This is a genomic window from Neorhizobium sp. T25_27 (genome assembly GCF_002968565.1).
In the GTDB taxonomy this organism is placed as follows: domain Bacteria; phylum Pseudomonadota; class Alphaproteobacteria; order Rhizobiales; family Rhizobiaceae; genus Neorhizobium; species Neorhizobium tomejilense.
Window position 1 is genome coordinate 254224 of record NZ_PVBJ01000002.1, and the last position, 26292, is coordinate 280515.

Annotated in this window: 23 protein-coding genes and 1 tRNA gene; 18 read left to right on the forward strand and 6 right to left on the reverse strand. The window is 61.3% G+C overall.

Annotation, left to right across the window (positions count from 1 at the left end; all coding sequences use genetic code 11):
* Positions 1 to 69 precede the first annotated feature (69 nt).
* From C5J24_RS08010 to pncB, 7 genes are all read left to right on the forward strand, one after another.
* Positions 70 to 1905 (forward strand): extracellular solute-binding protein, encoded by a 1836-nt coding sequence (locus C5J24_RS08010; protein ID WP_105417076.1) that lies wholly within the window; start codon positions 70 to 72, stop codon positions 1903 to 1905.
* Positions 1906 to 2050: 145 nt separating this feature from the next.
* Complete coding sequence (locus tag C5J24_RS08015; RefSeq protein ID WP_046667238.1) at positions 2051 to 3136, forward strand: microcin C ABC transporter permease YejB; 1086 nt, start codon at positions 2051 to 2053, stop codon at positions 3134 to 3136.
* The gene (locus C5J24_RS08020) at positions 3136 to 4284 is read left to right on the forward strand and encodes an ABC transporter permease (RefSeq protein WP_105417078.1); all 1149 of its coding nucleotides are present in this window, start codon (positions 3136 to 3138) and stop codon (positions 4282 to 4284) included. The genes C5J24_RS08015 and C5J24_RS08020 overlap by 1 nt, the downstream gene beginning before the upstream one ends.
* Positions 4285 to 4288: 4 nt before the next feature.
* Positions 4289 to 5917, forward strand: a complete 1629-nt coding sequence (locus C5J24_RS08025) for an ABC transporter ATP-binding protein (RefSeq protein ID WP_105417080.1) — start codon at positions 4289 to 4291, stop codon at positions 5915 to 5917.
* A gap of 26 nt (positions 5918 to 5943) precedes the next feature.
* Complete coding sequence (locus tag C5J24_RS08030) at positions 5944 to 6894, forward strand: glyoxylate/hydroxypyruvate reductase A (RefSeq protein ID WP_105417082.1); 951 nt, start codon at positions 5944 to 5946, stop codon at positions 6892 to 6894.
* 81 nt (positions 6895 to 6975) lie between these two features.
* Positions 6976 to 7305 (forward strand): hypothetical protein, encoded by a 330-nt coding sequence (locus tag C5J24_RS08035; protein ID WP_105417084.1) that lies wholly within the window; start codon positions 6976 to 6978, stop codon positions 7303 to 7305.
* 165 nt (positions 7306 to 7470) lie between these two features.
* A complete protein-coding gene (gene pncB, locus C5J24_RS08040; protein ID WP_105402347.1) occupies positions 7471 to 8775 on the forward strand; it encodes a nicotinate phosphoribosyltransferase in 1305 nt (434 codons plus the stop codon).
* 87 nt (positions 8776 to 8862) lie between these two features.
* Here the strand turns inward: pncB and C5J24_RS08045 are convergent, their stop codons facing one another.
* Positions 8863 to 9261, reverse strand: a complete 399-nt coding sequence (locus tag C5J24_RS08045; protein ID WP_105402348.1) for a DUF1236 domain-containing protein — start codon at positions 9259 to 9261, stop codon at positions 8863 to 8865.
* A 316-nt stretch (positions 9262 to 9577) separates the two neighbouring features.
* Here C5J24_RS08045 and C5J24_RS08050 point away from each other — a divergent pair, with 316 nt between their 5' ends.
* Positions 9578 to 9973 (forward strand): response regulator, encoded by a 396-nt coding sequence (locus C5J24_RS08050; RefSeq protein ID WP_046667243.1) that lies wholly within the window; start codon positions 9578 to 9580, stop codon positions 9971 to 9973.
* A 103-nt stretch (positions 9974 to 10076) separates the two neighbouring features.
* On the forward strand, positions 10077 to 11084 hold the full coding sequence (locus C5J24_RS08055; RefSeq protein ID WP_105417634.1) for an NAD-dependent epimerase/dehydratase family protein: 1008 nt from the start codon (positions 10077 to 10079) through the stop codon (positions 11082 to 11084).
* Between the two features lie 21 nt (positions 11085 to 11105).
* Here C5J24_RS08055 and C5J24_RS08060 read toward each other — a convergent pair whose 3' ends face one another.
* A complete protein-coding gene (locus tag C5J24_RS08060) occupies positions 11106 to 12533 on the reverse strand; it encodes a mannose-1-phosphate guanylyltransferase/mannose-6-phosphate isomerase (RefSeq protein ID WP_105417086.1) in 1428 nt (475 codons plus the stop codon).
* Between the two features lie 35 nt (positions 12534 to 12568).
* Positions 12569 to 13987: a phosphomannomutase gene (locus tag C5J24_RS08065; RefSeq protein ID WP_105417088.1), complete on the reverse strand. Its 1419-nt coding sequence runs from the start codon at positions 13985 to 13987 to the stop codon at positions 12569 to 12571.
* A 236-nt stretch (positions 13988 to 14223) separates the two neighbouring features.
* Between C5J24_RS08065 and C5J24_RS08070 the strand changes: the two genes are divergently transcribed.
* A complete protein-coding gene (locus tag C5J24_RS08070; protein ID WP_105417090.1) occupies positions 14224 to 14550 on the forward strand; it encodes a hypothetical protein in 327 nt (108 codons plus the stop codon).
* 513 nt (positions 14551 to 15063) lie between these two features.
* On the opposite strand, the gene C5J24_RS08075 is transcribed toward C5J24_RS08070, so the two are convergent.
* The 3 genes from C5J24_RS08075 to C5J24_RS08085 form a co-directional block, all read right to left on the reverse strand.
* On the reverse strand, positions 15064 to 16971 hold the full coding sequence (locus tag C5J24_RS08075; RefSeq protein ID WP_105402352.1) for a methyl-accepting chemotaxis protein: 1908 nt from the start codon (positions 16969 to 16971) through the stop codon (positions 15064 to 15066).
* A 10-nt stretch (positions 16972 to 16981) separates the two neighbouring features.
* Positions 16982 to 17971 (reverse strand): cytochrome-c peroxidase, encoded by a 990-nt coding sequence (locus C5J24_RS08080; protein ID WP_105417092.1) that lies wholly within the window; start codon positions 17969 to 17971, stop codon positions 16982 to 16984.
* A 483-nt stretch (positions 17972 to 18454) separates the two neighbouring features.
* Positions 18455 to 18544 (reverse strand) — tRNA-Ser (locus tag C5J24_RS08085).
* A gap of 222 nt (positions 18545 to 18766) precedes the next feature.
* On the opposite strand from C5J24_RS08085, the gene C5J24_RS08090 reads away from it, so the two are divergent.
* The 8 genes from C5J24_RS08090 to deoC all read left to right on the forward strand — a co-directional run bounded on the left by C5J24_RS08090 (position 18767) and on the right by deoC (position 26288).
* The gene (locus C5J24_RS08090) at positions 18767 to 19093 is read left to right on the forward strand and encodes a hypothetical protein (protein WP_105402484.1); all 327 of its coding nucleotides are present in this window, start codon (positions 18767 to 18769) and stop codon (positions 19091 to 19093) included.
* Positions 19094 to 19344: 251 nt separating this feature from the next.
* Positions 19345 to 20337, forward strand: coding sequence for a BMP family protein (locus C5J24_RS08095; protein WP_105417094.1), 993 nt, complete (start codon positions 19345 to 19347; stop codon positions 20335 to 20337).
* A gap of 76 nt (positions 20338 to 20413) precedes the next feature.
* Complete coding sequence (locus C5J24_RS08100; RefSeq protein ID WP_105417096.1) at positions 20414 to 21937, forward strand: ABC transporter ATP-binding protein; 1524 nt, start codon at positions 20414 to 20416, stop codon at positions 21935 to 21937.
* Between the two features lie 91 nt (positions 21938 to 22028).
* Positions 22029 to 23132 carry an ABC transporter permease gene (locus C5J24_RS08105; protein WP_105417098.1) on the forward strand — a complete coding sequence of 368 codons (1104 nt, stop codon included), beginning with the start codon at positions 22029 to 22031 and terminating at the stop codon, positions 23130 to 23132.
* A 4-nt stretch (positions 23133 to 23136) separates the two neighbouring features.
* Positions 23137 to 24108, forward strand: coding sequence for an ABC transporter permease (locus tag C5J24_RS08110; RefSeq protein WP_046667254.1), 972 nt, complete (start codon positions 23137 to 23139; stop codon positions 24106 to 24108).
* Between the two features lie 4 nt (positions 24109 to 24112).
* Entirely contained in the window at positions 24113 to 24505 is a 393-nt protein-coding gene (locus tag C5J24_RS08115; protein ID WP_105417100.1) for a cytidine deaminase, read from the forward strand.
* A 10-nt stretch (positions 24506 to 24515) separates the two neighbouring features.
* The gene (locus C5J24_RS08120; RefSeq protein ID WP_105417102.1) at positions 24516 to 25304 is read left to right on the forward strand and encodes a purine-nucleoside phosphorylase; all 789 of its coding nucleotides are present in this window, start codon (positions 24516 to 24518) and stop codon (positions 25302 to 25304) included.
* A 213-nt stretch (positions 25305 to 25517) separates the two neighbouring features.
* The gene (gene deoC / locus C5J24_RS08125) at positions 25518 to 26288 is read left to right on the forward strand and encodes a deoxyribose-phosphate aldolase (RefSeq protein WP_105417104.1); all 771 of its coding nucleotides are present in this window, start codon (positions 25518 to 25520) and stop codon (positions 26286 to 26288) included.
* Positions 26289 to 26292: the final 4 nt, after the last annotated feature.

Genomic DNA, 26292 nt, shown 5'->3' on the forward strand with positions numbered 1-26292 from the left:
GAACTCCTGTTTTTCGCCGCCTTTTGTCCTATGCTTCACCGCAACAGAGAAACTCGGAAGAGGTAACGAATGGTTCTGGCTCGGCTGAAGGTAGGTTTCGCGATCGTCCTGGCGACGGTTCTCGCAGCGTCGAACGTGCCGGCCCAGGAACCGAAATGGCGGCACGGCATGGCCGTTGTCGGGGACCTCAAGCTGCCGGAAGGCTTCAAGCAGCTTCCCTATGTCGATGTAAACGCGCCGAAGGCCGGCGAACTGCGCCTTGGTGACGAAGGCACGTTCGACAACCTCAACCTGGTGATCGACCGGGGTGCCGTGGCTTCAGGTGTCAGCCTGATCTACGATACGCTCATGAAGCGCTCGGAGGACGAGGTTTTCGGCACCTATGGCCTTCTGGCCGAGGCGGTGTCCTATCCGGACGACGTGTCTTCGGTGACGTTCCGGTTGAGGCCGGAGGCGAAATGGTCGGACGGGCAGCCGGTCACTCCGGAGGACGTGATCTTCAGCCTGGGGAAGCTGAAGGAGCACAGCGCCCTCTATTCCGGCTACTATCGGCACGTCACCGGTGCTGAAAAGACCGGCGATCGCGAAGTCACCTTCCGCTTCGACGAAAAGAACAACCGCGAACTGCCTTCGATCGTCGGCGACTTCCCGGTCCTGCCGAAGCACTGGTGGGAAGGCAAGGACGCACAGGGCAACCAGCGCGATATTTCCCGCACCACGCTGGAGGCGCCGATCGGGTCCGGACCCTACAAGATTGGCGCCATTCAGCCGGGCTCCACCATTCGCTACGAGCTGCGCGACGATTACTGGGGCAAAAATCTGCCGATCAACCTCGGCCAGTATAACTTCCGGACGATCAGCTATACCTATTTTTCGGATGCCGACGTGGAATTCGAGGCCTTCCGGGCCGGCACGATCGACTACCGCCAGGAAAACAGCTCGAGCCGCTGGGTCACGCGTTATGACTTCGATGCGGTGAAGGACGGGCGGGTCATCAAGGAAGCACTGACCAATCCCTTCAAGGCCGTTGGCGTCATGCAGGCTTTCGTGCCGAACATGCGGCGTGACATCTTCAAGGACGCGCGGGTCCGCGAAGCGCTGAACTACGCCTACGATTTCGAGGATCTCAACAAGAACCTTGCCTATGGCGGCCTGAAGCGGGTCGATAGCTTCTTCTGGGGCACCGAGCTTGCTTCGTCCGGCCTGCCTCAGGGAAAGGAACTGGAGATCCTCAACGGGCTGAAGGACAAGGTTCCGGCGAGGGTCTTCACAACCCCGTACACCAACCCCGTCGGTGGCGACCCCAACAAGGTGCGCGATAACCTGCGCACGGCCGTCAGCCTGCTGAAAGGCGCCGGCTGGGAGCTGAAGGGCAATCGAATGGTCAATGCCAAGACCGGGCAGCCCTTGGGTTTCGAAATTCTCCTGAACAGCCAGTCGCAGGAGCGCACCGTGATGCCCTATGTGACAAGTCTCAAGAAAATCGGCATCGATGTCCGGCTGCGGATCGTCGACGCCTCGCAATATATCAATCGAATCCGCAGCTTCGACTACGACATGATGTACGGGGTTTGGGCTCAGACCATGAACCCCGGCAACGAACAGGCGGACTACTGGGGATCGGCGTCCGTCAGCCGGCCGGGATCACGCAACTATGCAGGCATCGCCGATCCAGCGGTGGATCAGCTGATCAACATGATTACCTTTGCCGAGAAGCGGGAGGACCAGGTGGCAGCCGTCAAGGCGATGGACCGGGTGCTGCTCGCCAACCACTATGTGGTCCCGATGTTCTATTCCGGCGAAGCGAGGATCGCCTACTGGAACCGCATCACGCATCCGCAGAGACTGCCGGAATACAGCACAGGGTTCCCCGACACCTGGTCGGCCAGAAGCGCCGCGAAGTGAAGAACTGGGCGCGGACTTGCGCCGCCGACCGGCACCTGTTCCAAATGAACCCGTATGATTCGCACCGGAAAAGAGGAAAGAGCCATTTGATCGGCATTGGGATATGCGGTGAGACAAGCCCTGTAGCCACGGGCAGGGAGCTCTGATGGGCGCCTATATTCTCCGCCGTCTTCTGCTGATGATACCGACGATCGTCGGCATCATGGCGATTTCCTTCCTCGTCGTGCAGTTCGCGCCGGGCGGCCCGGTCGAGCAGGTGATCGCCCAGATCCAGGGCCAGGATACCGGCGACCGGCTTTCCGGCGGCGGCGGTGACCTGCTCCAGCAACAGGGTGGAGGTGAGGAAAGCCGTTATCGCGGCGCCCAGGGCCTTGACCCGGAGTTCATCGCCAAGCTCGAGAAGCAGTTCGGTTTCGACAAGCCGCCGGCGACGCGGTTCCTCGAAATGATGTGGAACTACATCCGCTTCGACTTCGGCGAGAGCTTCTTCCGCAATACCTCGGTGCTCGATCTGATCATCGACAAGATGCCGGTGTCGATCTCGCTCGGCTTCTGGATCCTGATCGTCTCCTATCTGATCTCGATCCCATTGGGCATCCGCAAGGCGGTCAAGGACGGCTCGACCTTCGACGTCTGGACCTCTGGCGTGATCATCATCGGTTATGCGGTGCCGAGCTTCCTGTTCGGCATCCTGCTGATCGTGCTCTTCGCAGGCGGTTCGTTCTTCGACTGGTTCCCGCTGCGCGGCCTGGTTTCGGACAATTTTTCAGAACTTTCCTGGTGGGAAAAGGTCATCGACTATTTCTGGCACCTGACATTGCCGTTGATCGCCATGTCGCTGTCGGCCTTCGCCACCACCACCCTGCTGACCAAGAACTCGTTCATCGACGAAATCAAGAAACAGTATGTGACGACGGCGCGTGCCAAGGGCCTCAACGAGCGGCAGGTTCTCTACGGCCACGTCTTCCGCAACGCCATGCTGATCGTCATCGCAGGGTTTCCCGGCGCCTTCATCTCGGCCTTCTTCACCGGCTCGCTGCTGATCGAGAACATCTTCTCGCTGGATGGACTGGGGCGCCTCGGTTATCTCGCGATCGTCAATCGCGATTATCCGATCGTTTTCGGCACGCTCTACATCTTCTCGCTGATGGGCCTGTTCGTCAGCCTGATTTCGGACCTGATCTATACCTGGATCGATCCGCGCATCGATTTCGAGCGGAGGGATGTCTGATGGAGGCGACCACCGCAAAGACCACCGCGCAGACGGCACCGCCGCAGAAGCGGCCCTGGATCTCGCCGACCAACCGGCGGCGGCTCGCCAATTTCCGCGCCAACAAGCGCGGTTACTGGTCCTTCTGGCTGTTCATGATCCTTTTCATGCTCAGCCTGTTTGCGGAATTCATCGCCAACGACCGGCCGATCGTCGCCTCCTACAAGGGCGAAATCCTCTACCCGGTCCTCGTCGATTATCCGGAAGAGAAGTTCGGCGGCTTCCTGGCGACGACCGATTACCGTTCCGATTACATCCAGCAGGAAATCGAGGCGAACGGCTGGATGGTCTGGCCGCCGATCCGCTATTCCTACCAGACGGTCAATTCCAACATCCCCCATTCGGCGCCGACAGAACCCTTCTGGCTGATGGAGAAGGCGGATCGCTGCGCCGCCTATCCCCAGAAGGATCAGGACCCGAACTGCATCCTCGGCAACCTGAACTGGCTCGGCACCGACGACCAGGCGCGTGACGTGACCGCCCGCATGATCTACGGCTTCCGCATCTCCGTCCTGTTCGGCCTGGTGCTGACGATCTGCTCGGCAGTAATCGGCGTGACGGCCGGCGCGGTGCAAGGTTATTTCGGCGGCTGGACGGACCTGCTGATGCAGCGGTTCATCGAGATCTGGTCGTCCATGCCGGTTCTCTACATCCTGCTGATCATCGCCTCGATCCTGCCGCCCGGGTTCTTCGTCCTGCTCGGCATCCTCCTGCTCTTCTCCTGGGTCGGTTTCGTCGGCGTGGTGCGCGCCGAGTTCCTGCGGGCCCGCAATTTCGAATATGTCCGTGCCGCCCGCGCGCTCGGCGTCGGCAACTGGACGATCATGTCCCGGCACCTGCTGCCGAACGCCATGGTCGCGACGCTGACCTTCCTGCCCTTCATCCTGTCGGGTTCGATCGCGACGCTGACCTCGCTCGACTTCCTGGGCTTCGGCCTGCCGGCAGGCTCTCCGTCTCTCGGCGAGATGATTTCGCAGGGAAAGAACAACCTCCAGGCGCCATGGCTCGGCTTCACCGCCTTCTTCACCATGTCCCTCATGCTGTCGCTGCTGATCTTCATCGGCGAGGCCGTGCGCGATGCCTTCGATCCCAGAAAAACGTTCGGGTGAGCCGATGACAGAGCCGCTTCTTTCCGTCCGCGATCTCTCCGTCGCCTTCCACCAGGGAAGCGATACCTTGATTGCCGTCGACCGGGTCTCGTTCGACATCATGCCGGGCGAGGTGATGGCGCTGGTCGGGGAATCCGGCTCCGGCAAGTCGGTGACGGCGAATTCCATCCTCAAGCTGCTGCCCTATCCTTCGGCAAGCCACCCGTCCGGGGAGATCTTGTTCGACGGCAAGGACATGTTGAAGGCGTCCGAGCCGGAACTGCGCCGTGTGCGCGGCAACGACGTCACGATGATCTTCCAGGAGCCGATGACCTCGCTCAATCCGCTTCATTCGATCGAGAAGCAGATCGGCGAAATCCTTGAGCTTCATCACGGAATTGCCGGTCAGGCAGTGCGTATCCGCACGCTCGAACTCCTGAACCAGGTCGGTATACGCGAGCCGGAAAAGCGGCTGAAAGCCTATCCGCACGAGCTGTCCGGCGGCCAGCGCCAGCGCGTCATGATCGCCATGGCGCTCGCCAACCGTCCGAAACTGCTGATTGCCGACGAGCCGACCACGGCACTCGACGTCACCGTGCAGGCGCAGATCCTCGATCTTCTGCGCGGGCTGAAGGGCGAGCATGGCATGTCCATGCTGTTCATCACCCACGACCTCGGCATCGTCCGGAAATTCGCCGATCGCGTCTGCGTCATGACCAAGGGCAAGATCGTCGAGACCGGCACGGTGGAGGAGGTCTTCACCAATCCGCAACACGCCTATACGCGCCATCTGCTCGCCTCCGAACCGCGCGGCGAGCCGCCGCCGACCGATCCCTCGAAGCCGGTGGTGATGGAAGGCAAGGACATCCGTGTCTGGTTTCCGATCAAGGCGGGTTTCCTGCGCAAGGTGGTCGATCATGTGAAGGCGGTCGATGGCGTCGATCTCGAATTGCGGGCCGGCGAGACGCTCGGCGTCGTCGGCGAATCCGGCTCGGGCAAGACGACACTCGGTCTGGCGCTCGCAAGGCTCATCTCCTCCAAGGGCCGCATCGCCTTCGTCGGAACGGACATCGACAAGTTCTCCTTCAAGGAAATGCGTCCGTTCCGCGACCGTCTTCAGGTCGTTTTCCAGGATCCCTATGGGTCGCTGAGCCCCCGCATGTCGGTCGGCGATATCGTCGCCGAGGGGCTGAGGGTGCATGAGCGGTCGCTTTCCGCTGATGGCCGCGACGAGCGCGTCGCCTGGGCCTTGAGCGAAGTCGGCCTCGATCCGGCGACCCGCTGGCGTTATCCGCACGAATTTTCCGGCGGTCAGCGGCAGCGCATCGCGATCGCCCGCGCCATGGTGCTGAAACCGCGTTTCGTGATGCTCGACGAGCCGACATCGGCGCTCGACATGACCGTACAGGCGCAGGTCGTCGATCTCCTGCGCGACCTGCAGAAGAAGCACGACCTCGCCTATCTCTTCATCAGCCACGATCTGAAGGTGGTGAAGGCGCTCGCCAACCACGTCATCGTCATGCGGCTCGGCAAGGTGGTGGAAGAAGGTCCCGCGGACCAGATTTTCCAGGCGCCGAGAGAGGATTATACCCGCGCCCTGATGGCCGCCGCCTTCAATCTGGAAGCCGTCGAAATCGAAGCCATCAGTCAGTAATCACAGCAATCAAGGTCAATCCGTCCATGTCTGCCAAACATCCGGTCGTCGTCGATCTTAAATTCGAGCGCCGCGAGATCGATGCCGCACTCGCCAGCGCCTTCACCGGCCGCACCGTGCTGCACGCCTCCGATCCGGGAGTGGACATGTCCGAGGCGCGCTACGCGGTAATCTGGAAGCCGGACCCGGATCTGTTCCAGCGGGCGCCGAAGCTGGAGGTGTTGTTTTCCGGCGGCGCCGGCGTCGATTATATCCTCACCATGCCCGGCCTGCCGGATATTCCGATCGTCCGTTTCGTCGACGAAAGCCTGACGACGCGGATGAGCGAATGGGTCGTGCTGCAGGCCCTGAGCCACCTGCGGCAGGTGCCGGCCTATCTCGGGCAGCAGCGCGAACGCCAGTGGCGCGAACTCTCCCAGCCGGAAGCAAAGGACCTGACCGTCGGCGTGATGGGCCTTGGCGTGCTCGGCCAGGACGCGGTCCGGAAATTGAAGATCATGGGTTTCGATGTGATCGGCTGGTCGCGCAGCAAAAAGGCCATCGAAGGCGTCGAGACCTTCGATGGCGGCGAGCTCGATGCTTTCCTTGCCCGCACCGACATTCTGGTCGGCCTCCTGCCGCTGACGCCCGAGACGCGTGGTATTTTCAACGCCTCGCTGTTTGTAAAGCTTCGCCGGGGCGGAGCCTTGGGCAAACCGGTCTTCATCAATGCCGGACGCGGCGGCAGCCAGGTGGAGAGCGATCTTGTTGCCGCGCTCGACAACGGCATCCTCGGCGGCGCGTCGCTGGATGTGTTCGAGAAGGAGCCGCTCGGTGCGGATAGCCCGCTCTGGACGACGGACAACGTCATCATTACCCCCCACGCGGCTTCCGCGTCCGATGTAAGGGCGCTGTTTCGCAATGCGGAGACCCAGATGGAACGCTACGAGGCGGGCGACCCCTTGCAGCACGTGGTGGATCGCCGGGCGGGTTACTGAGCCCTCCTGCCGGAACATTCGTTTCCGCCGACCGTTTCTTGTGCATGAGCCGGGCATTCCGGCCGAACAAGGAGCGAAATCATGAACACACGTTTCGATCCCCAGGAAGCCGAGCCCCGTCATCCGAACCCGATCGGCTCGCCGCCGGTTGTTGAGACCGCTACGGAAGCGCGGCAGGGAAGCTGGGGTGCGCCGGTCCTGAAGGTGTTGATTGCCGGCCTTATTTTGGCGATGGTGGCCTGGGCCGGCGCCGAGTGGTACGGCCAGAGCACCGCGCCGCCGGACGAACAGACCGCCACGCCGCCAGCCGGAAGCACGACGCCCGCAAACCCGAATGCGCCGCCGACCGCCAATCCTTCTACGCCGCCGGCCGCCGCGCCACCGGCAACCAACTCGCAATCCGGCAACTGACTACATCATTTCTGATTTTTTCGGCCGCGACCCCTCGCGGCCGAATTGCGTCTGGACTTGTTCTGCATTTTTTTCGATAAAAATGCCCGGAGGTTGATCAGCCGCTGCCTCCATACGCATCGAAATCGGCGGAGCCGGCCCGGAAGGGCCGGGGCAGGGGCAGGCATGACCAAGACCGATATCGCGAGCAGGGTTTATAACCACACCTGGAAGCTCGATCCGATCATCCGCAGTCTGATCGATACGGATTTCTACAAGCTCCTGATGCTGCAGATGATCTGGAAACTCTATCCGGATGTGGACGCCACGTTTTCGCTGATCAACCGCACGACCAGCGTCAAGCTGGCGGAGGAGATCGACGAGGGGGCGCTGCGCGAGCAGCTCGACCATGCCCGCACAGTCGGCCTGTCCAAGAAGGAGATGATCTGGCTAGCGGGCAACACGTTTTATGGCCGAAAGCAGATTTTCGAGCCGGAGTTCTTGAACTGGCTGTCCACCTACAAGCTGCCAGAATACGAACTCTCGAAGCGCGACGGCCAATACGAACTGACCTTCCACGGCAAATGGATGGAAACGACGCTCTGGGAAATTCCCGCACTCGCGATCATCAACGAGTTGCGCTCGCGTTCCGCGATGCGCTCGCTCGGTTTTTTCACGCTCGACGTTCTCTACGCGCGGGCCAAGGCCAAGATGTGGGAAAAGGTCGAGCGGCTGCAGGCATTGCCGGGCCTGCGCATTTCCGATTTCGGCACGCGCCGCCGTCACAGCTTCCTGTGGCAGCGCTGGTGCGTCGAGGCGCTCAAGGAAGGCATCGGCCCGGCGTTTACCGGCACCAGCAACGTCCTGCTTGCGATGGATTCCGATCTCGAAGCCGTGGGGACCAATGCGCACGAGCTGCCCATGGTGGCTGCGGCACTCGCAGAGACCGACGAACAGCTGCGCGCCTCCCCTTACCAGGTCCTGAAGGACTGGAACCGGCTTTATGGCGGCAACCTGCTGATCGTGTTGCCGGATTCCTTCGGCACGGCGGCGTTCCTGCGCGATGCGCCGGACTGGGTGGCCGACTGGACCGGTTTCCGCCCCGACAGCGCACCGCCGATCGAAGGCGGAGAAAAGATCATAGCCTGGTGGAAGAAGATGGGCCGCAACCCTAAGGAAAAGCTGCTGATCTTCTCCGACGGGCTGGACGTCGATGCGATCATCGACACCTACCGGCATTTCGAAGGCCGCGTGCGCATGAGCTTCGGCTGGGGCACCAACCTGACCAACGATTTCGCCGGCTGCGCACCCCACGAGATTGCCGGCCTGATGCCGATCTCCATCGTCTGCAAGGTAAGCGAAGCGAATGGCCGTCCGGCGGTGAAACTTTCCGACAATCCTCGCAAGGCGACCGGAGATCCGGCCGAGGTGGAACGTTATCTGAAGTTCTTCGGCCAGGAAGATCGCGTCGATCAGGTCGTCCTGGTCTAGCCGACTGCTCGAACGGGAACAGGCCCCGCCGGAAGTGGCGGAGCCTGTCTGCGCTGGCTGGCTTAAGGGGAAATGCGAAACCTTCGCTTACCGGATGACCTGCACGACGGTGTGGGTCTGCGGATCGACGATCACGCGTTGGTTGTTGACCACCGTATAGGCGTATCTCGGATTGCTGGGCACCGGTGTAACGACGACGCTCTGCGGGAGCGGCTTACCAACCACGATCGGCTGTTCGACGACTACCGAAGCGGTCGGGGCGGGCTGTTCCTCGACGTAGGTGACGACTTCGCGCGGTGGCGGGTCGATCGCGGTACCGGCTACGGCGCCGACGACCCCACCCACTGCGGCGCCGACTGGACCGCCGACGATGGCACCGGTAACCGCTCCGCCGGCTGCACCGTTGACGGTGCCTTGCTGGGCTCCGGCCTGTGTGGCGAAGGAAGCGGCGAGAATGGCGCAGGACGCGAGAATGATCTTCTTCATGGGTCTTCTCCTTTTCTTCTAACTTCCGAAGGGCTAACCCACCAGTTTTTGAGTGGTTCCTGTCTGCCGGTCACCTTTCGTAAGTGACTGAAATCTTGAGCGAGGAGGTATTCGGGAGGTGTAGCCATGTTCCGCTCGCCAAAGCTGAGCCGGCAACGTAGCCCTCATAACCTCCGGGGCAAATCTATTGGCCTAGCGGCCGGCGCTGCGGCTTGATCCCAGGGATCTAGATCAAAAAATCGATATCGGGCCCTGCTCCTATTGCCAAGCGACGATCGGAGTCTATTTGCCTCCTTCAGTCCGGGAGGATCTACCGTTGGAATATCGTTTCCTGATCGTCGAAGACAGCTTGCTGGTCGCGATGGATATCGAGGACGCCGTCCATCGAAGCGGCCATGACGTCGTCGGAATAGCACCCGACATGACCGTGGCGCTGAACTATACCCGCGACACGGATATAGCCTTCGTGGACGTGCGCCTTGCCGACGGCGAGACCGGCCCGGAGATTGCCAAGGCGCTGGCGGAATACGGCATCGTGGTAATCATGATCACCGGCAATCCGGGCCTTGTGGCGGCGGGCGTCTCCGGGGTCCTCGGCGTGATGGCAAAACCGCTCACCGACCAGGCTTCGATGGACCTCATCCAGTTCGCCGTCGATCGCAAGAACGGCCGGCCGGGCGTGCCGCCGGCGCGGCTGCGGCTCTTTCACTGAAAGCGGCCTGATTGGTCCGGCGGTTCAAATAACTTCTGTCCCTGAGATGACAGGGCCGGATATCCGCGCTATGGGATCGCCCCAGAGCGACAGCGGGTCATACATGCGTTACTTCATCACCGGGACGGCAGGCTTCATTGGTTTCCACTTGGCGCGACGCCTGCTGGAGGATGGCCACGAGGTTCTAGGCTTCGATGGGATGACGCCCTATTACAGTCTGCGCCTCAAGGAAGCCCGCAATGCCGGGCTCGCACAATTCCCTGCCTTCCGCCCGGTCATCGGCATGCTGGAAGACAAGTCGCTGCTCGACAAGTCCGTCGAGGACTTCAAGCCGGATGTGATGATCCACCTCGCCGCCCAGGCCGGCGTGCGCTACAGCCTTGAAAATCCCAAGGCCTATCTCGATTCCAATCTCATCGGCTCCTGGAATATCCTGGAGATTGCCCGCAACTACGGCGTCGGCCATCTGATGCTCGCTTCGACCTCGTCGGTCTACGGTGCCAACCCGGACATTCCCTTCCGCGAAAGCGACCGCGCCGATGAACCCCTGACCTTTTATGCAGCGACCAAGAGGGCCACGGAGCTGATGGCGCACAGCTACGCCCATCTCTACAAGGTGCCGATTACCGCCTTCCGCTTCTTCACGGTCTACGGGCCCTGGGGCCGGCCGGACATGGCGCTCTTCAAGTTCGTCAAGGCGATCATCGAGGATCGCGAGATCGAGATCTACGGCGAAGGCAAGATGAGCCGGGACTTCACCTATATCGACGACCTGGTGAATTCGATCATCGACCTATCCAAGGTCTATCCCGGTGAGGACAATCGCGTCGCGGACATCGATACGCTCTCCCGTCAGGCACCGTTCCGCGTCGTCAATATCGGCGGCGGCCAGCCCTCGGGCCTCATCGACTTCGTCGAAACCATCGAACGGATCATGGGAAAACCGGCCAAGCGCAAGATGCTGCCGATGCAGAAGGGCGACGTGCCGAGAACCTTCGCCAGCCCCGATCTTCTCGTGGCGCTGACCGGCCGCAAGCCGGAGATCGGCCTGGAGGAAGGCGTCAAGGCCTTCGTCCAATGGTATCTCGACCATCGCCACGAGATCGACTGAGCCGATATTCGCCGAGCCTCCTCAGCCGCGTCCGAACTCGTCGACGATGCGGATGATGTCGTCCTCGCCGAGATAGGATCCGGTCTGCACCTCGATCATCTCGAGCATGATCTTGCCGGGATTGGCGAGCCGATGCACCTCGCCCTGCGGGATGTAGACGGACTCGTTTTCCCTGACGGTCCGGGTTTCCTCGCCGATCGTCACTTCCGCGGTACCCTTGACGCAGATCCAGTGTTCCGAGCGGTGGTGATGTTTCTGTAGCGACAGTTTCTTGCCGGGTGTCACGAACAGCCGCTTCACCTGGAAACGATCGCCGTTGAGCACCGACGTATAACCGCCCCAGGGACGATAGGAGGTCGGATGGGTTTCGGTCAGCGCTGCAGTCGCCTTGGCCGCGGCGAGCTGCTTGACGATCTTGCCGACGTCCTGGCTGTCTTCCAGTCGGCCGATATAGACGGCGTCCTCGCTGGCGATGACGGCGACGCCATCCAGGCCCTGAACGGCGAGATGGCTGGTGCGCGACATCACGAGCGAGTTCCTGGTGTTGATCAGCGTCGTCTTGCCGGAGGTGACGTTGCCGGCCTCGTCGCGGGCGCCGAGCTTCCATACGGCGTCCCAGCTTCCAAGATCGGACCAGGTGAACGAGGAGGGCACGACCGCCGCGTTGGAGGTCTTCTCCATCAGCGCATAGTCGACGGAGATATCCGGGCTTGCGGCAAATTCCTGCGCGTCGAGGCGGGTGAAATCGAGGTCGCTCGAAGCCTTGGCAAGTGCGGTGCGGGCGGCGGCCTCGACCTCGGGCGCGAAGGTGGAAAGTTCGCTCAGCACCTGACCGGCCTTGAACATGAAGATGCCTGAGTTCCAGACAAAACCGCCGGTCGACAGCATCTTCTCGGCTTCGGCCAGCACCGGCTTTTCGACGAAGCGCTTGACCTTGCAGGCGCCGGCCGGCAGTGCCTCGCCGATCTCGATATAGCCATACCCGGTTGCGGGCTCCGTCGGAGCAATGCCGAAGGTGACGAGCTTGCCGGAAAGAGCCGTCTGTCTGGCAATGCCGATTGCATCGAAATAACCGGCATCCGCGGTGATCTCGTGGTCCGAGGCAAGCACCTGCAGGATGGCATCCTCGCCGAAGCGGCCTTCGACGAAGGCGGCAGCGACGGCGACTGCCGGGGCAGTGTTGCGGGCGACGGGCTCGAGCAGGATGCCGGAAAGCTTGATACCGAGCTCGCGGGCCTGTTCGGCGACCAGGAACCGGAAATCCTCGTTGGTGATGACGACCGGAGCTTCATAGAGCTTCGGGTCCGAAACGCGCGACAGCGTCGCCTGGAACAGCGTCTTGTCGCCGATGAACTGGATGAACTGTTTCGGCGCACTTGCGCGCGACAGCGGCCAGAGCCGAGTTCCCTTGCCGCCTGCCATGATGACGGGGATGATCTTGCTATTCATTCCAATATCTCCGGCAGTTATCGTCCGATTATCGTTCAAACTTTTGCAGCCCAGGCGCGGATGAGGTTCAGCCCCTCGTGCAACAAGGCCTTCGCCTCGTCTTCCGTCCCGGCTTCCACATAACAGCGCATTTCCGGTGCGTTGCCCGATGGTCGGAAATGCACGATCCGGCCATCTTCAAGCGCCACCCGCAGGCCATCGATATCGCTTTTCGCAACGACTGTCGAAATCGGCGCGAGGAAGGCAGCGAGATTGTCGTCGGATTGCCTGAGATGCGCCATCAGCGCGGCGCTCGTTTCCACGGGAAAATTCTCCAGCCGGTCGGCCGCCGCAAACGGCAGGCGGAAACCGGCGGCGATTTGGGACAGGGGCTTCTTCTCGCGCGCAGCCAGCACAAGTGTCGCCAGCACCGGCAGGAAACTGTCGCGGGTGGGAAGTGGTGAGAGCGTGCCGGTGCCGGTTTCGAAAGGCGAGGTGGTCAGAAGCCCGCCATTCGCCTCGAAACCCATGACGCCCGTCTTGCCGGCTTCGAGTGCTGCGAGCATGCCGGAGATGACGAACGGCGATCCGACCTTGGTGCGGGCGGTCTCGAAATCCCCAGCCGCCTCGATGCCCGAATTGGAGGTGACCGGCGTTACGACGACCTGCGCCTTCAGGAACTTTGCCGCAATCAGGCCTAGAAGGTCGCCGCGCAGCGGTTCTCCCGTTTCGTCGGAAACCAGCGGCCGGTCGCCGTCGCCGTCGGCAGAGATGATCGCGTCGAGCCCATGTTCGCGCGCCCAGCCCTTGAGGAGGTCGATAGTCTCGACCGAGACCGCTTCTGTGTCGACCGGAATGAAGTCTTCGGAGCGGCCGAGCGGCACGGCGTCTGCGCCATAACCTTCCAGAACCCGCACCATGAGATCGCGGGCGACCGTCGAATGCTGATAGACCCCGACCTTGAGGCCGGCGAGCGCGCTTGCGGGTAGCATTGCCATATTGCGGGCGAGGAACAGCGCCTCGGCTTTGGCCGAATGATCCGGCGCTTCGCCGGGCGTCGTGTCGATCTCGCTTCTGTCCAGTTCGGCAGCGATCGCGGTGATCCGCATCTCGTCCTGTTTGTCGATCTCGCCGTCGGGTCGATAGAACTTGATGCCGTTGCGGTCCGCGGGGATATGCGAGCCGGTGATCATCAGCGATGCGGCCTTGAGCTGAAGCCCGTAGAGCGCCAGCGCCGGCGTCGGCACCGCGCCGCAATCGATCGACGAAAGTCCGGCGCGCTTCAGCGCTCCGATGCAGGTGGCGGCAATGTCGGGGCTAGACGGGCGGAAATCGCGGCCGACGAGCACCGCATCACCGGGTTGTGCCGCGCCCGTTTCCAGGAGATGCCGGGCAAAGGCCTGGGTGTAGAGCGATGAAGCCCGCCCCTCCAGGTCAGTCACAAGGCCCCGAAGACCGCTCGTTCCGAATTTCATGCGCTACCCATCAAGGAGACTCCAGGGATGATCGTCCTAGTGCATTTCCTATGAAGATAAAGTTGAAATTGGCAATACCCCAAATCGGCGGTGTACCGCCCTAAGCTCTTTCCGCAAAGCTTGGCGAGCCAGTCGAAATGATGTTATCCTTTACGGCATGATCAGGCCTTGGTTCGGATATTTAGGCCCTGTTCTTGAGTTCGGCTGCTTCGGGTTCGAAGCTGGGGAGAGCCGTCATGGAAGCGAATGTCGTAAAGAGCGTCGCCTTCGTGGTGCCGATTGCCGGCCTCGCGTTTCTCATGGCCGTGGGCGAGCCGGCCGACGAGGCGTGCCCGGGAAACCTCGCGTTTGAGAAATCCCGCCAGCTCGTTGAACAACGCCCCGAGATCGTCGATGTCGTCTGGGGCAATCTTCGCTGGATCGCCGATTGCCGGTTCTCCATGGGCGGCTATGCCGACATCAACACCGACAAGGGCCTGGACCGCAGGGATTTCGAGCTCGTGATCGCTTTCGATCCGCAGCTGCGCCGATGGCAGCAGGTCAGCTTTTCGATCTCCCAATAATGCAGAGTGCGCCGTGAACCGGCCGACCCCGCAAGCCATGTCGGGGGACTAGCGGGTCGGGATCGATTTATCTGCCTCGACAGACGCGTGTCGTCTTGGTGACCCACCGCCCATGATGGCGGTACTCGACGCTCCGGACCCTGCAGTGCGGACGGTAATGGTGCCTGGAATACTGCCGGTAGTAGGGGCGATGGTAGCGATGGTACGGCCGATAGTGGTGTCCGGGCCGATATCCTCGATCGCCAATCGTTATGCTGAAACTATCGGCGAGGGTCGGGGCCGCGGTCGTGGTGAGACATCCAAGCCCGATGATGCAGGCGGCAATGAACTTTTTCATTCTCTCCTCCTTCGGATTGGCCGCTGGATTGGCGGTTTCCGTGAAGGTAGGCCGCGGAAAATGAACGAAGGCTGAGGGCCGTGTTCATGTTCCGTGAGAGTTGCCGGCCGCAGCAGAGCTTCCCGGTCAAAGCTCCGCCCATATCGACAGCGCAACGCCCCGCGGCGGCGCCTGCCTCAAGCGGCCCGGCCCGATCTGGTGCGGGATTGCCCCCGATTGTCGATGCGGAACAGATTGACGATCTCGGCCAGGGCCTCCATTTCCCGGCTTGTCCTTTCGGTGGAGGCCGAAAGATCACCGACGAGCCGGTTGCTGTGGGCATTGAGCTCGTCGAGATCTTTCATCGCGCTCGACAATTGCCGAAGATTGGCACTTTGGTTGTTGCTCTCGCTGGTTATCTGGCTGGAAAGCGAAGAGACGAATGCGATGGACGAGACGATCTGGGAAAACTGCTCGCTCGCCTGGCGGACCAGTTCGGCACCTGCCTTCACCTCCGCCTGACTTTTCTGAATGAGCGCTTTGACTTCGTTGGAAGCATTGGCAGTCGACTGGGCGAGGGAGCGCACCTCGGTTGCGACGACCGCGAACCCTCTCCCGCTTTCGCCTGCACGCGCGGCTTCGACCCCTGCGTTGAGCGCCAGCAGGTTCGTTTGGAATGCGACATCCTCGATGACGCCGATGATTTCGGAAATCTTGCCGGAGGAGACGGTGATCTGGGCCATGGCGCTTTCCGCGCCGTTCATGACATGGCTGCCGTTTTCAGCCATCTGGCTGGTATCCGAAATCACGCTGGTGGCCTCGCCAGCCCGCTTGGAGTTCTGGCCGACGGTTTCGGCAACAGCGTTCGTTGTCACAGCCGTTGTCTGAAGCATCGACGACTGGCGCGTAGACCGCCCGTTCAATTCCGTGGTTCCGCGCAGAATCTCGTCGCTGGATGCCGAGACGGACGCGCAAGCATCGGCCAGTCGTGACACGACCGCCGAGAGGCGGCTCGTTACAGCGTTCGCATTGTCCTGAAGCTCGGCAAATGCGCCTTTGTGGACACCTTCGAACCGGATCGTCAGGTCGGCATTGGCAAGTGCATCCAGGACGCGGCTGGTTTCGTTGAGCCCGCCTTCGAAGCTCGATATCAGCATATTGAGGCTCTGAGCCAGCTCATGATGTTCGGGACGGTCGAACGGACCGTTGACGCGACCGGAGAAATCGCCTTCGGTTGCCTTGTTGACGACGCCGCGCACCTGGCTCTGCAGCAGTCGGGCTTCCGCCGAGACATTGGCGAGACTGGCGGTCTGTGATTGCGCTTCCTTCTCCAACGTATCACGCATCTGGGCATTTTCCCGGAACACGGCCAGGGCATCGATCATGGCGCGAATTTCCTTGGCACCCCGCCGTTTTGGCACGACGACCTCGATGTTGCCGCCCGCAAGCAGCTTCATCGACGCGGTGATCCGCACGATCGGACCGGCAATCCGCTGGGCGACGAACAGCAGGATGACGACGCCCACCACCGCGAGAGCGGCGGCGGTCGTCAGTTCGTTGCGTATCTCGGTCTCAAGCGTGTCGCCGGCTGACACAACCCTGTCGGACGCCGCCTTGTCCACTATCGTGTTGATGTCGAGAATCCTTGCCAATATGGCCGTGCGCGAGCGGGTAAGCTGCTCGGTCGTCGGAATAGCGTTCGCCCGATCGAGCCCGAGCATGATGCGCACATTGCTGCGCCATGCAGCATGCAGTTCGGTGAGATTTTTGACGTCGTCGGAAACGGCGGGCGATAGCGAATTACGGCTGAACTCGGCAAGCGTCGTCTCCAAAGCGCCATTCGTGGTGTCAAACCGCTTCTTGACCTCTTCGACCGAAACAAACGTCGTCATCGCCAGGAGATTTGCGACCACGCCCGACACGTTCTCGAACTGTGCTCCGGTCCTTGCAGCCAGCGTCTTGGCGGCAATCGCGTCTTGCACGACGCGTTCCACATGCGCCTGGCCGTCGATCGCCTGCGATCCGACGAGAGCGGCAGCTCCCAGGCCCGCGAGAATGGAGAGAATGAGGGGAAGAAGGATCTGGAATCGGACTGAAAGTGCCATGGCGTGCTACTCAGTTTGGTAATGTCGGCAGGAGCAAATCCTGCTGCTCGGGAGTGAGGGTCTTCAGGAAAGCGATCAGGTCTTCCCGCTCGTGATCGGTCACGAAAAATGGAGATATGTGATCCGAGCGTGACGGGCTTTCGGTACCGCCGCTTTCGTAGTGAGCAATCACGTCCTCCATGGTCGCCAGGCTGCCGTTATGCATATACGGGCCTCGATAGAGGGTGTTGCGAAGGCTGGGAGTCTTGAAAGCATACAAGGCTTTGGGATTGTTCGGCTCCACCTTGGCCCGCCCTATGTCGCCTGTGGGCAGCCCGGTATTGTGAAACTTGTGGTCGGTGAAATTCCAACCCGTGTGACAGACGGAGCAATTTGCCTTTCCGGTAAACAGTTCAAACCCCCGCTTGGCACTGTCTGGGACCGCGGCCTGGTCGCCGTCCACCCAGCGATCGAACGGCGACCACGCGGAAACAACGGTTCGTTCATAGGTCGCGAGCGCCGCCAACAGCGTCTCCTGGGTCGCACCCTTGTCCGGGAATACCTGCTTGAACCAGCTGTCGTAGTCGGAAATGGAGCGCAGATCGGCCACGATCTGGTCGAGCTTGCCGTTCATCTCCGCCGGCGCCGTGATCGGTCCTGCGGCTTGCGCCTCGAGCGTCGGCGAACGACCATCCCAGAACAGGGAAGTGGTCCACGCAACGTTCAGAATTGTCGGTGCCTGCCGGGACAGATGCGTGTTGGCTGCACCCACCGGCGTCTTGACCGGCACTTCGAAGCCGAACGACGGATTGTGACAGCTGGCGCAGTTCATGTTTTTCGCGCCCGACAGTCGCGGATCGAAAAACAACATCTTTCCAAGCGTCGCCAACTGCAACGAATAGGGCGTCACCTTGTCGAAGGGGATAGCGAGAGGCCGCTTGAAATCGGCAAGATTGCCAGCGGTCGCGCCTTGGAATGACACGGCTGAGAAGAGGGCGGTGCAGAGAACCGAACGGCGCATGGCTGAATTATCCAGAATGTGAACTTAGCGCTCGATGACCGGGATTAGCCTGGTTGGAGCCGTCCGGTTGTCGTCTGGAAGGAAAGTAACCAAAAAGAGTAAAATCTTTGCATAACGAATTCCTAACTCAACCTATTATTGAAAAATTGGCAATTGATAAGAAACGGCTTCAACCCGGCGTGCGTAACGGGCGGGTCGTATATCCAGTTGAAGAGCCTGACTTGCCTTGGTTCGACGGCATCGCGCGAAGCGCGTCTCGGCTTCCATCCCCGCATGTCAATACGGCTGCAGGCACACAACCGATGCCGGCCGAATCGAAAACTCTTTGAATGACGGCTCGAATAATCCTTGGAGATGTCGCGATGGTTCCGCGGAATAAGCCAGTGGCGGGCTCGAACACTATCCGAGCGGGACGCGAGGCGATCGAGGGCATCAGCCCCCGGCCAGCAGGTACGCAGAAGAAAAAGTTATTTAGAAAGCCAATGGCGGACAAGGTGGGATTCGAACCCACGGTACGCTTTCACGCACACACGCGTTCCAGGCGTGCGCCTTAAACCACTCGGCCACCTGTCCTTGGTTGCTTTGCGTCGTCTGAGAAGCAAAACGTTGGAACGGCCGCGATATATACCGATCAATTCCCCGGGATCAACCCGAATCTGAACGTTTTTTGACAGTGGGCGGGAAAACCTTCCTGGCCGCGTTGCCAAGCCTCGGCGCGCGGACTATTTCTTCTGCCATAAATGCGGTCGTGCTGCAGGCGGCGCGACCGTGATCAACGACGCGGGCTTGTTCGGAATGGCAGTCATACGGTTCGTCTTCCATCTGCTCAGCGGCCTTGCGCTGGCTGCCGCGATCGTTGCCGGCACGCTGGATTCCATCCAGTCTGTGTCGTCCTCGTCGGTAGTGCTGACCAGCCTTGGCAACGCCTGGCTCAATCTCGATCCGGAAAGCCTGACGCTCGCGGAATTCGTCGTGAGCACATATCTCAGTCAGGATATCTGGCGGCCCTTTGTGACCCCGGTGCTGGCGCAGCCGGCATTCGTTGTGTTTCTGGCAATCGCCCTGATCTTCTGGATGGCCGGATACAGCAGGCCGCATTTCGCAGGGCGGTTTTCCGCCTGAAGAGGCTGGTCGCGCCAGTTCCCCCGCGTCGCGCCTAAAGCCGCCTGTTTGTGCAGTTTTTCCACAACATTGTCGAAGTTTTCAGCAGGTTCGTTGTTTTTTACCAGTTGAAAAAAATCTCGTGAATTTTTCCGAAACCCGTGCAAGAGTGACCGAAGCCAGACCCTTGAAGAAAAAGGGCCGGTGGCCGCAGACATGCCCGGAGAACGGGATTGCGGGGGGACCTAACAGCTAAAAAACAGGGCTGCACGATGAAGAAAACCCTTTTGAGCCTCATTGCCATGGCTGCCATGTCGGCAACCGCGCTTGCCGCGGATATCAAGCCGGCGCTGGTCTATGGCACGGGCGGCAAGTTCGACAAATCCTTCAACGAAGCCGCTTCCGTCGGCGCCGAAAGGTTCAAGAAGGAAACGGGGATCGACTTCCGGGATTTCGAACCGACCAGCGACACCCAGGGCGAGCAGGCTATCCGCAACTTCGCAAGCCGCGGCTTCAACCCGGTGGTCGCCGTATCGTTCGCCTGGACCTCGGCCATGGAAAAGGTCGCGGCTGAGTTCCCGAACACCAAGTTCGCGATCGTCGATTCGGTCGTCGACCTGAAGAACGTCCGTTCGGTCCTCTACAAGGAAGAAGAGGGTTCCTACCTCGTTGGCCTTCTCGCCGGCATGGCGTCGAAGACCGGCAAGGTCGGTTTCGTCGGCGGCATGGATATTCCGCTGATCCGCAAGTTCGGCTGCGGTTATGTCCAGGGCGTCAAGGCGGCCAAGCCCGATGCGCAGGTCTTCCAGAACATGACCGGCACGACCGGTGCTGCCTGGAACGACCCGGTCCGTGGTGGCGAGCTCACCAAGAACCAGATCGATCAGGGCGCCGACGTCGTTTACGCGGCTGCCGGCGCAACTGGCCTCGGCGTGCTGCAGACCGCTGCCGACAACAAGAAGCTGTCGATCGGCGTCGACTCCAACCAGAACCACCTGCATCCGGGTTCGGTTCTGACTTCGATGGTCAAGCGCGTCGATCTCGCCGTCTACAATGCCTTCAAGGACACCAAGGAAGACAAGTTCACGGCCGGCATCCAGGCTCTCGGCGTCAAGGAAGACGGCGTTGCCTACGCGCTCGACGACAACAACAAGGCACTGATCACGCTTGAAATGAAGACTGCTGTTGAAAAGGCCAAGGCCGACATCATTGCCGGCACCATCAAGGTGCACGACTACATGTCGAACAAAGCCTGCAACAAGTAAGGTCGGGTTTCGAGGGGCGCAGGGCGATGATGATCGCCATGCGCCCTTTTTGCATATCAGGCGGAAGGGCGAACCATTGAGCCTCGATTCTCCTAAGGAGCACGCGATCGAGCTTGTCGGCATCGACAAGAAATTCGGTACGGTACACGCGAACAAGAACATCAATCTGACGGTCGACAAAGGCTCGATCCACGGTATCATCGGGGAGAATGGTGCCGGCAAATCGACCCTGATGTCGATCCTCTATGGCTTCTACCAGGCCGACCATGGGGAAATCCGCATTTCGGGAAAGCCGGTGACGATCCGGGATAGCCAGGCAGCGATCGCCGCGGGCATCGGCATGGTGCATCAGCACTTCATGCTGGTCGAGAATTTCACCGTGCTGGAAAACGTCATGCTCGGCGCCGAAGGCGGCCAGCTCCTCGCCAAGGGCGTTGCGAGCGCCCGCAAGGAACTGAAGCGGCTGGAGGACGATTACGGCCTCGAGGTTGATCCGGATGCGGTCATCGAGGAACTGCCGGTCGGCAGCCAGCAGCGCGTCGAAATTTTGAAGGCGCTCTATCGCGGCGCCGACATCCTCATTCTTGACGAGCCGACCGGGGTGCTGACCCCGCCGGAGGCCGACCACCTCTTCAAGGTCCTGCGCGTGCTTCGCGATCAGGGCAAGACGATCATCCTCATCACCCATAAGCTGCGCGAGATCATGGCGATCACCGATACGGTGTCCGTCATGCGCCGCGGCGAAATGGTCGCGACCCGCAAGACCGCCGAAACGACCGTCGAAGAGCTCGCCGAACTGATGGTCGGCCGCCGGGTCCTGCTGCGCGTCGAAAAGGGAGCGGCCCATCCGGGAGGGGTCCTGATGTCGGTCAGGAACCTGACGGTCAAGGACAGCCGCGGCGTCACCATGGTCGACGACGTCTCCTTCGACGTGCGGGCCGGCGAGATCGTCGGCATCGCCGGCGTCGCCGGCAACGGCCAGTCCGAGCTCCTCGAAGCGATCGCCGGCATCCGTAAGCCGTCGTCCGGCGAGATCTTTATCGATGGCAAGCCCGTCGCCGGGGTCGATCCGGCGGGCCTGCGCGATCTCGGGCTCGCGCATATCCCCGAAGACCGCCACCACATGGGCCTGGTCCTGAAGTTCGAGGAATACGAAAATTCCATCCTCGGTTATCATCGCGATCCCAGATACGGCCGCGGTCCGCTCCTGGATCTCGAGGCGATGCGCAAGGATGCCGAGGAGAAGATCGGCAAATACGACATCCGCCCGCCGAACCCGCGGCTGCGGACCGCCAATTTTTCCGGCGGCAACCAACAGAAGATCGTCGTGGCGCGCGAGATCGAGCGCGACCCCAAAATGCTGATCATCGGTCAGCCGACCCGCGGTGTCGATATCGGCGCCATCGAATTCATCCACAAGCGGATCATCGAGATGCGCGATGCCGGCAAGGCGGTGCTGCTGGTCTCGGTGGAGCTGGACGAGATCCGCTCGCTCTCCGACCGTATCCTGGTGATGTTCGCGGGCAAGATCGTCGGCGAAAAGTCGGGCGAGGCAGGCGAACAGACGCTGGGCCTGATGATGGCCGGGATCGCCGCATGATGTCCGGAGTAATGACGCTTTCAGCAATGACCTATCCGGAGCATGGAATGATTGGACTTTCGGCGGCAGCACCGCGGACGAGGGCAGGGGCATGACCACCGCATCCGTTCCGCTTCCCGCCTGGATCAATTACGGCCTCATTCCGCTGCTCAATCTCGTCCTGGCCTTTTTCTTTTCCGGTCTGGTCGTCTGGGCGATCGGCGAAAGCCCGTTCGAGGCGCTGCAACTGCTGTTGATCGGCGCGCTCGGCCGCGGCGAAGGCATCGGTTTCACGCTGTTCTACACGACGAGCTTCATCTTCACCGGTCTTTCGGTGGCGGTCGCGATCCATGCCGGCCTGTTCAACATCGGTTCGGAAGGCCAAGCCTATCTCGGCGGTCTTGGTGCGGCGCTGGTGGCGCTCGCCATGGACCGCTATGTGCCCTGGTATGTAACCATGCCTTTCGCGGTGATCGGCGCTGCGCTGTTCGGGGCGGCCTGCGCCGCCATTCCCGCCTGGCTGCAGGCCAAGCGCGGCAGCCATATCGTCATCACCACCATCATGTTCAATTTTATCGTCTCGTCGCTGATGAACTACATGCTGGTGCGCGTGCTGATCGTGCCTGGCAAGATGGCGCCGGAAACCCGCACCTTCCTGCCCGGCGGCCAGCTTCCCAAGCTCGACTGGCTGATCGCCATGTTTGGCGGCAAGATCGGCGCGGCCCCGCTCAACTTCTCCTTCCTGATCGCGCTGATCATGTGCTTCCTGGTCTGGGTGCTGATCTGGCGCACGAAGCTCGGTTACGAAATGCGCACGCTCGGCATCAGCCCGACGGCCGCGAGTTATGCCGGCATCCGTTATTCCAAGATCGTCATGATCACCATGCTGATCTCCGGCGGCCTTGCCGGCATGATGGCGCTGAACCCGGTGATGGGCGCTTCCGCCCGCCTGCAGATCGAATTCGTCGGGGGCGCCGGCTTCGTCGGCATCGCCGTCTCGCTTATGGGTCGCAATCATCCGGCAGGCATCATCCTGGCGGCGCTGCTCTTCGGCATTCTCTATCAGGGCGGGGCCGAACTGTCGTTCGACATGCCGGGCATCACGCGTGACATGATCGTCGTCATCCAGGGCATGGTGATCCTGTTCGCCGGTGCACTGGAATACATGCTGCGCCCGTCCATCGTCCGGCTCTACCAGCAGCTCACCGGGAAGTAGGCTCATGGATTATTTCGATATTTTCATCAGCATTCTCGGCTCGGCGGTTCGCCTTTCGATCCCGCTTCTGTTCACGGCGCTTGCCGGCCTCTTTTCGGAACGCGCCGGCATTTTCGACATCGGCCTGGAAGGCAAGATGCTGGCATCCGCCTTCGCGGCAGCCTGCGTTGCCTACTGGACCGGCAATGCCTGGTTCGGCCTGCTCGGCGGCATCGGCGTGTCGATCGCGTTTTCGTTCGTCCACGGCTTTGCCTCGATCACCAATCGCGGTAACCAGATCGTCTCCGGCGTGGCGCTGAATTTCGTGGCTGCCGGTCTGACGATCGTGCTCGGCCAGGCCTGGTTCAGGCAGGGCGGGCGCACCGGCCAGGTTCCACCTGAAGGCCGCTTCTCGTCCATCGTCCTGCCGGGCGCCGACATGATGCGCGACGTGCCGATCATCGGCCCGCTTTATGCCAACGTGATCTCCGGCAACAACATCCTCACCTACATCGCCTTCCTGATGGTGCCGATCTCCTGGTGGGTTCTCTATCGCACCCGCTTTGGGCTGCGCCTGCGCGCCGTCGGTGAAAACCCGGGTGCGGTGGATACCGCCGGCATTTCGGTTGCCTGGATGCGTTATCGCTCGCTGATCGTCGCAGGATTCCTCTGCGGTTTCGCAGGCACCTATCTGTCGATCGCCCAATCGGCCGCCTTCATCAACAACATGTCGGCCGGCAAGGGTTATATCGCGCTCGCGGCGCTGATCTTTGCCAAGTGGAAACCGGTGCCGGTCATGCTCGCCTGCCTGCTCTTCGGTTTTCTCGATGCGTTCGCCAATTTCATGCAGGGCAAATCGCTGCCGCTGATCGGTGAAGTGCCGGTACAGATCTTCCAGGCGCTGCCCTATATCCTCACCTGCGTATTGCTCGCCGGTTTCATCGGCACCGCTCGGCCGCCCAAGGCCGGCGGCGTGCCCTATACCAAGGAGCGCTGATCAGATGTCTCACGATCTTTTCGAAGCTGCCCGCGACGCGATGTCCAAGGCTCATGCCCCCTATTCGAAATTCCCGGTGGGTGTGGCGATCCGCGCCGATGACGGCAAGGTCTATCTTGGCGCCAATATCGAGAACATCTCCTTTCCTCAAGGGTGGTGCGCCGAGCCGACGGCGATAGGCGCGATGATCATGGGCGGCGGAAAGAAGATCGTCGAGCTGGCGGTGATCGCCGAAAAGCTGGCGCTCTGCTCGCCCTGCGGCGGCTGCCGGCAAAAGATCGCCGAGTTTGCCTCTGCCAATACGCGCATCTATCTCTGCGACGATCTCGGCGTGCAGAAGACCGTCACCATGGCGGAGCTCCTGCCTTTTGCTTTCGAAACCGACGCGATCGGCTGAGGCGGTGGACATGAGGCAAGTCATCGATCTGCTCGTCGATCGCCTGGATGGTCTGGTGCCGCGCCACGCGGTCGTGCTCGGTTCAGGCCTCGGTTCGCTGGTGAACGAGGTGACGGAGGCCGTCCGCATCCCCTATGGCGCGCTCGACGGTTTCCCGGCGAGCGGCGTCACCGGGCATGCGGGTGAGATCGTCGCCGGTTATCTCGGAGCCGAGCCGGTCATCATGCTTTCCGGACGCGCTCATTATTACGAGCGCGGCGATGCCAAGGTGATGCGTTTTCCGATCGAGGTGATGAAGGGCCTCGGAGTCCAGTCGCTGATCCTGACCAACTCGGCAGGCTCCCTCAGGGAGGATATGCCGCCGGGCTCGGTGATGCAGATTTCCGACCACATCAACTATTCCGGCATGAACCCGCTGATCGGCGAGGAAGGCGACGGGCGTTTTGTCGGCATGACCACCGCCTATGATGCAGACCTCGCGCTCGACATGCGCAATGCGGCGATCCGTTGCGGCGTCCCGCTGTTTTCCGGGGTCTACATGTGGTTCTCCGGACCGAGCTTCGAGACGCCTGCGGAAATCCGCATGGCGCGCACGCTTGGCGCCGACGCGGTCGGCATGTCGACGGTACCGGAAGTCATCCTCGCGCGCTATTTCGGGCTCAAGGTTGCGGCCGCGTCGGTCATCACGAATTTCGGCGCAGGCATGACCGGTGCGGAGCTTAGCCACGCGGAAACCAAGGACATGGCCCCCGTCGGAGGGCAGCGACTGGCGGCTATTCTGAAAGAAATGTTGGCCTGATTACACGATGTATTTCAATCGGATACGTCCCGTGCGGCCATGCGTCCCGCCGGTGTGGCTTGCATCTAATCGTTTGAACGGTAAATATGATCAGGCGCAAGACCCAGAAGTCGAACAGACTTTGATCGGACCTGCGTCGCCTTTGAATTTACTGGGTCCCTGACGCGGCCAACGGTCGCGCGGCGCAGTAACCAAGCCGGGGAGGCACTCGACATGGAACTCCTGAGCCCGCGCGAGGCGGCAGCCTTCGCGCTATCGCTTCTCGACCTGACGAATCTGCGCGACGATTGCGACAATGCAGCGATCGAGAAACTGTGCCTGCGCGCTCAGACGTCTTACGGCAACACGGCGGCGATCTGCATCTGGCCGCGTTTCGTCGTCCATGCGCGCCAGATCTTGGGCCCCGAACATCCGGTCCGCATCGCGACCGTCGTGAATTTTCCGTCGGGCGAACTTGCCGTCGCGGCGGTGGTCGAAGAGACGCGGCAGGCGATCGAGGATGGTGCCGACGAGATCGACATGGTCATTCCCTATCGCAAGCTGCTCGCGGGCGATGAGGCCGCGGTGACCGAAATGGTCGAAGCCGTCCGCGCTGCCTGCCCCGATGCGTGCCTGAAGGTGATCCTGGAGACGGGCGAACTCAAGGACAGCGCGCTGATCCGCCGCGGTTCCGAACTGGCGATTGCCGCCGGCGCCGATTTCATCAAGACGTCGACCGGCAAGGTCGCCGTCAACGCGACGCTCGAAGCTGCCGACATCATGCTGCAGGCGATCCGGGATTCGAAAAAGCGGGTCGGCTTCAAGCCTGCCGGCGGGATATCGACTGTTGCCGACGCCGATCTCTACTTCCGGCTTGCCGAAACGATCATGGCTCCCAACTGGATCATGCCGTCCACCTTCCGCTTCGGCGCATCCAGCCTGCTTGACGATATTCTCGGCGTGCTGAGCGGCGGCACCACTGTCCGCGCATCAAGCGGCTACTGACAGG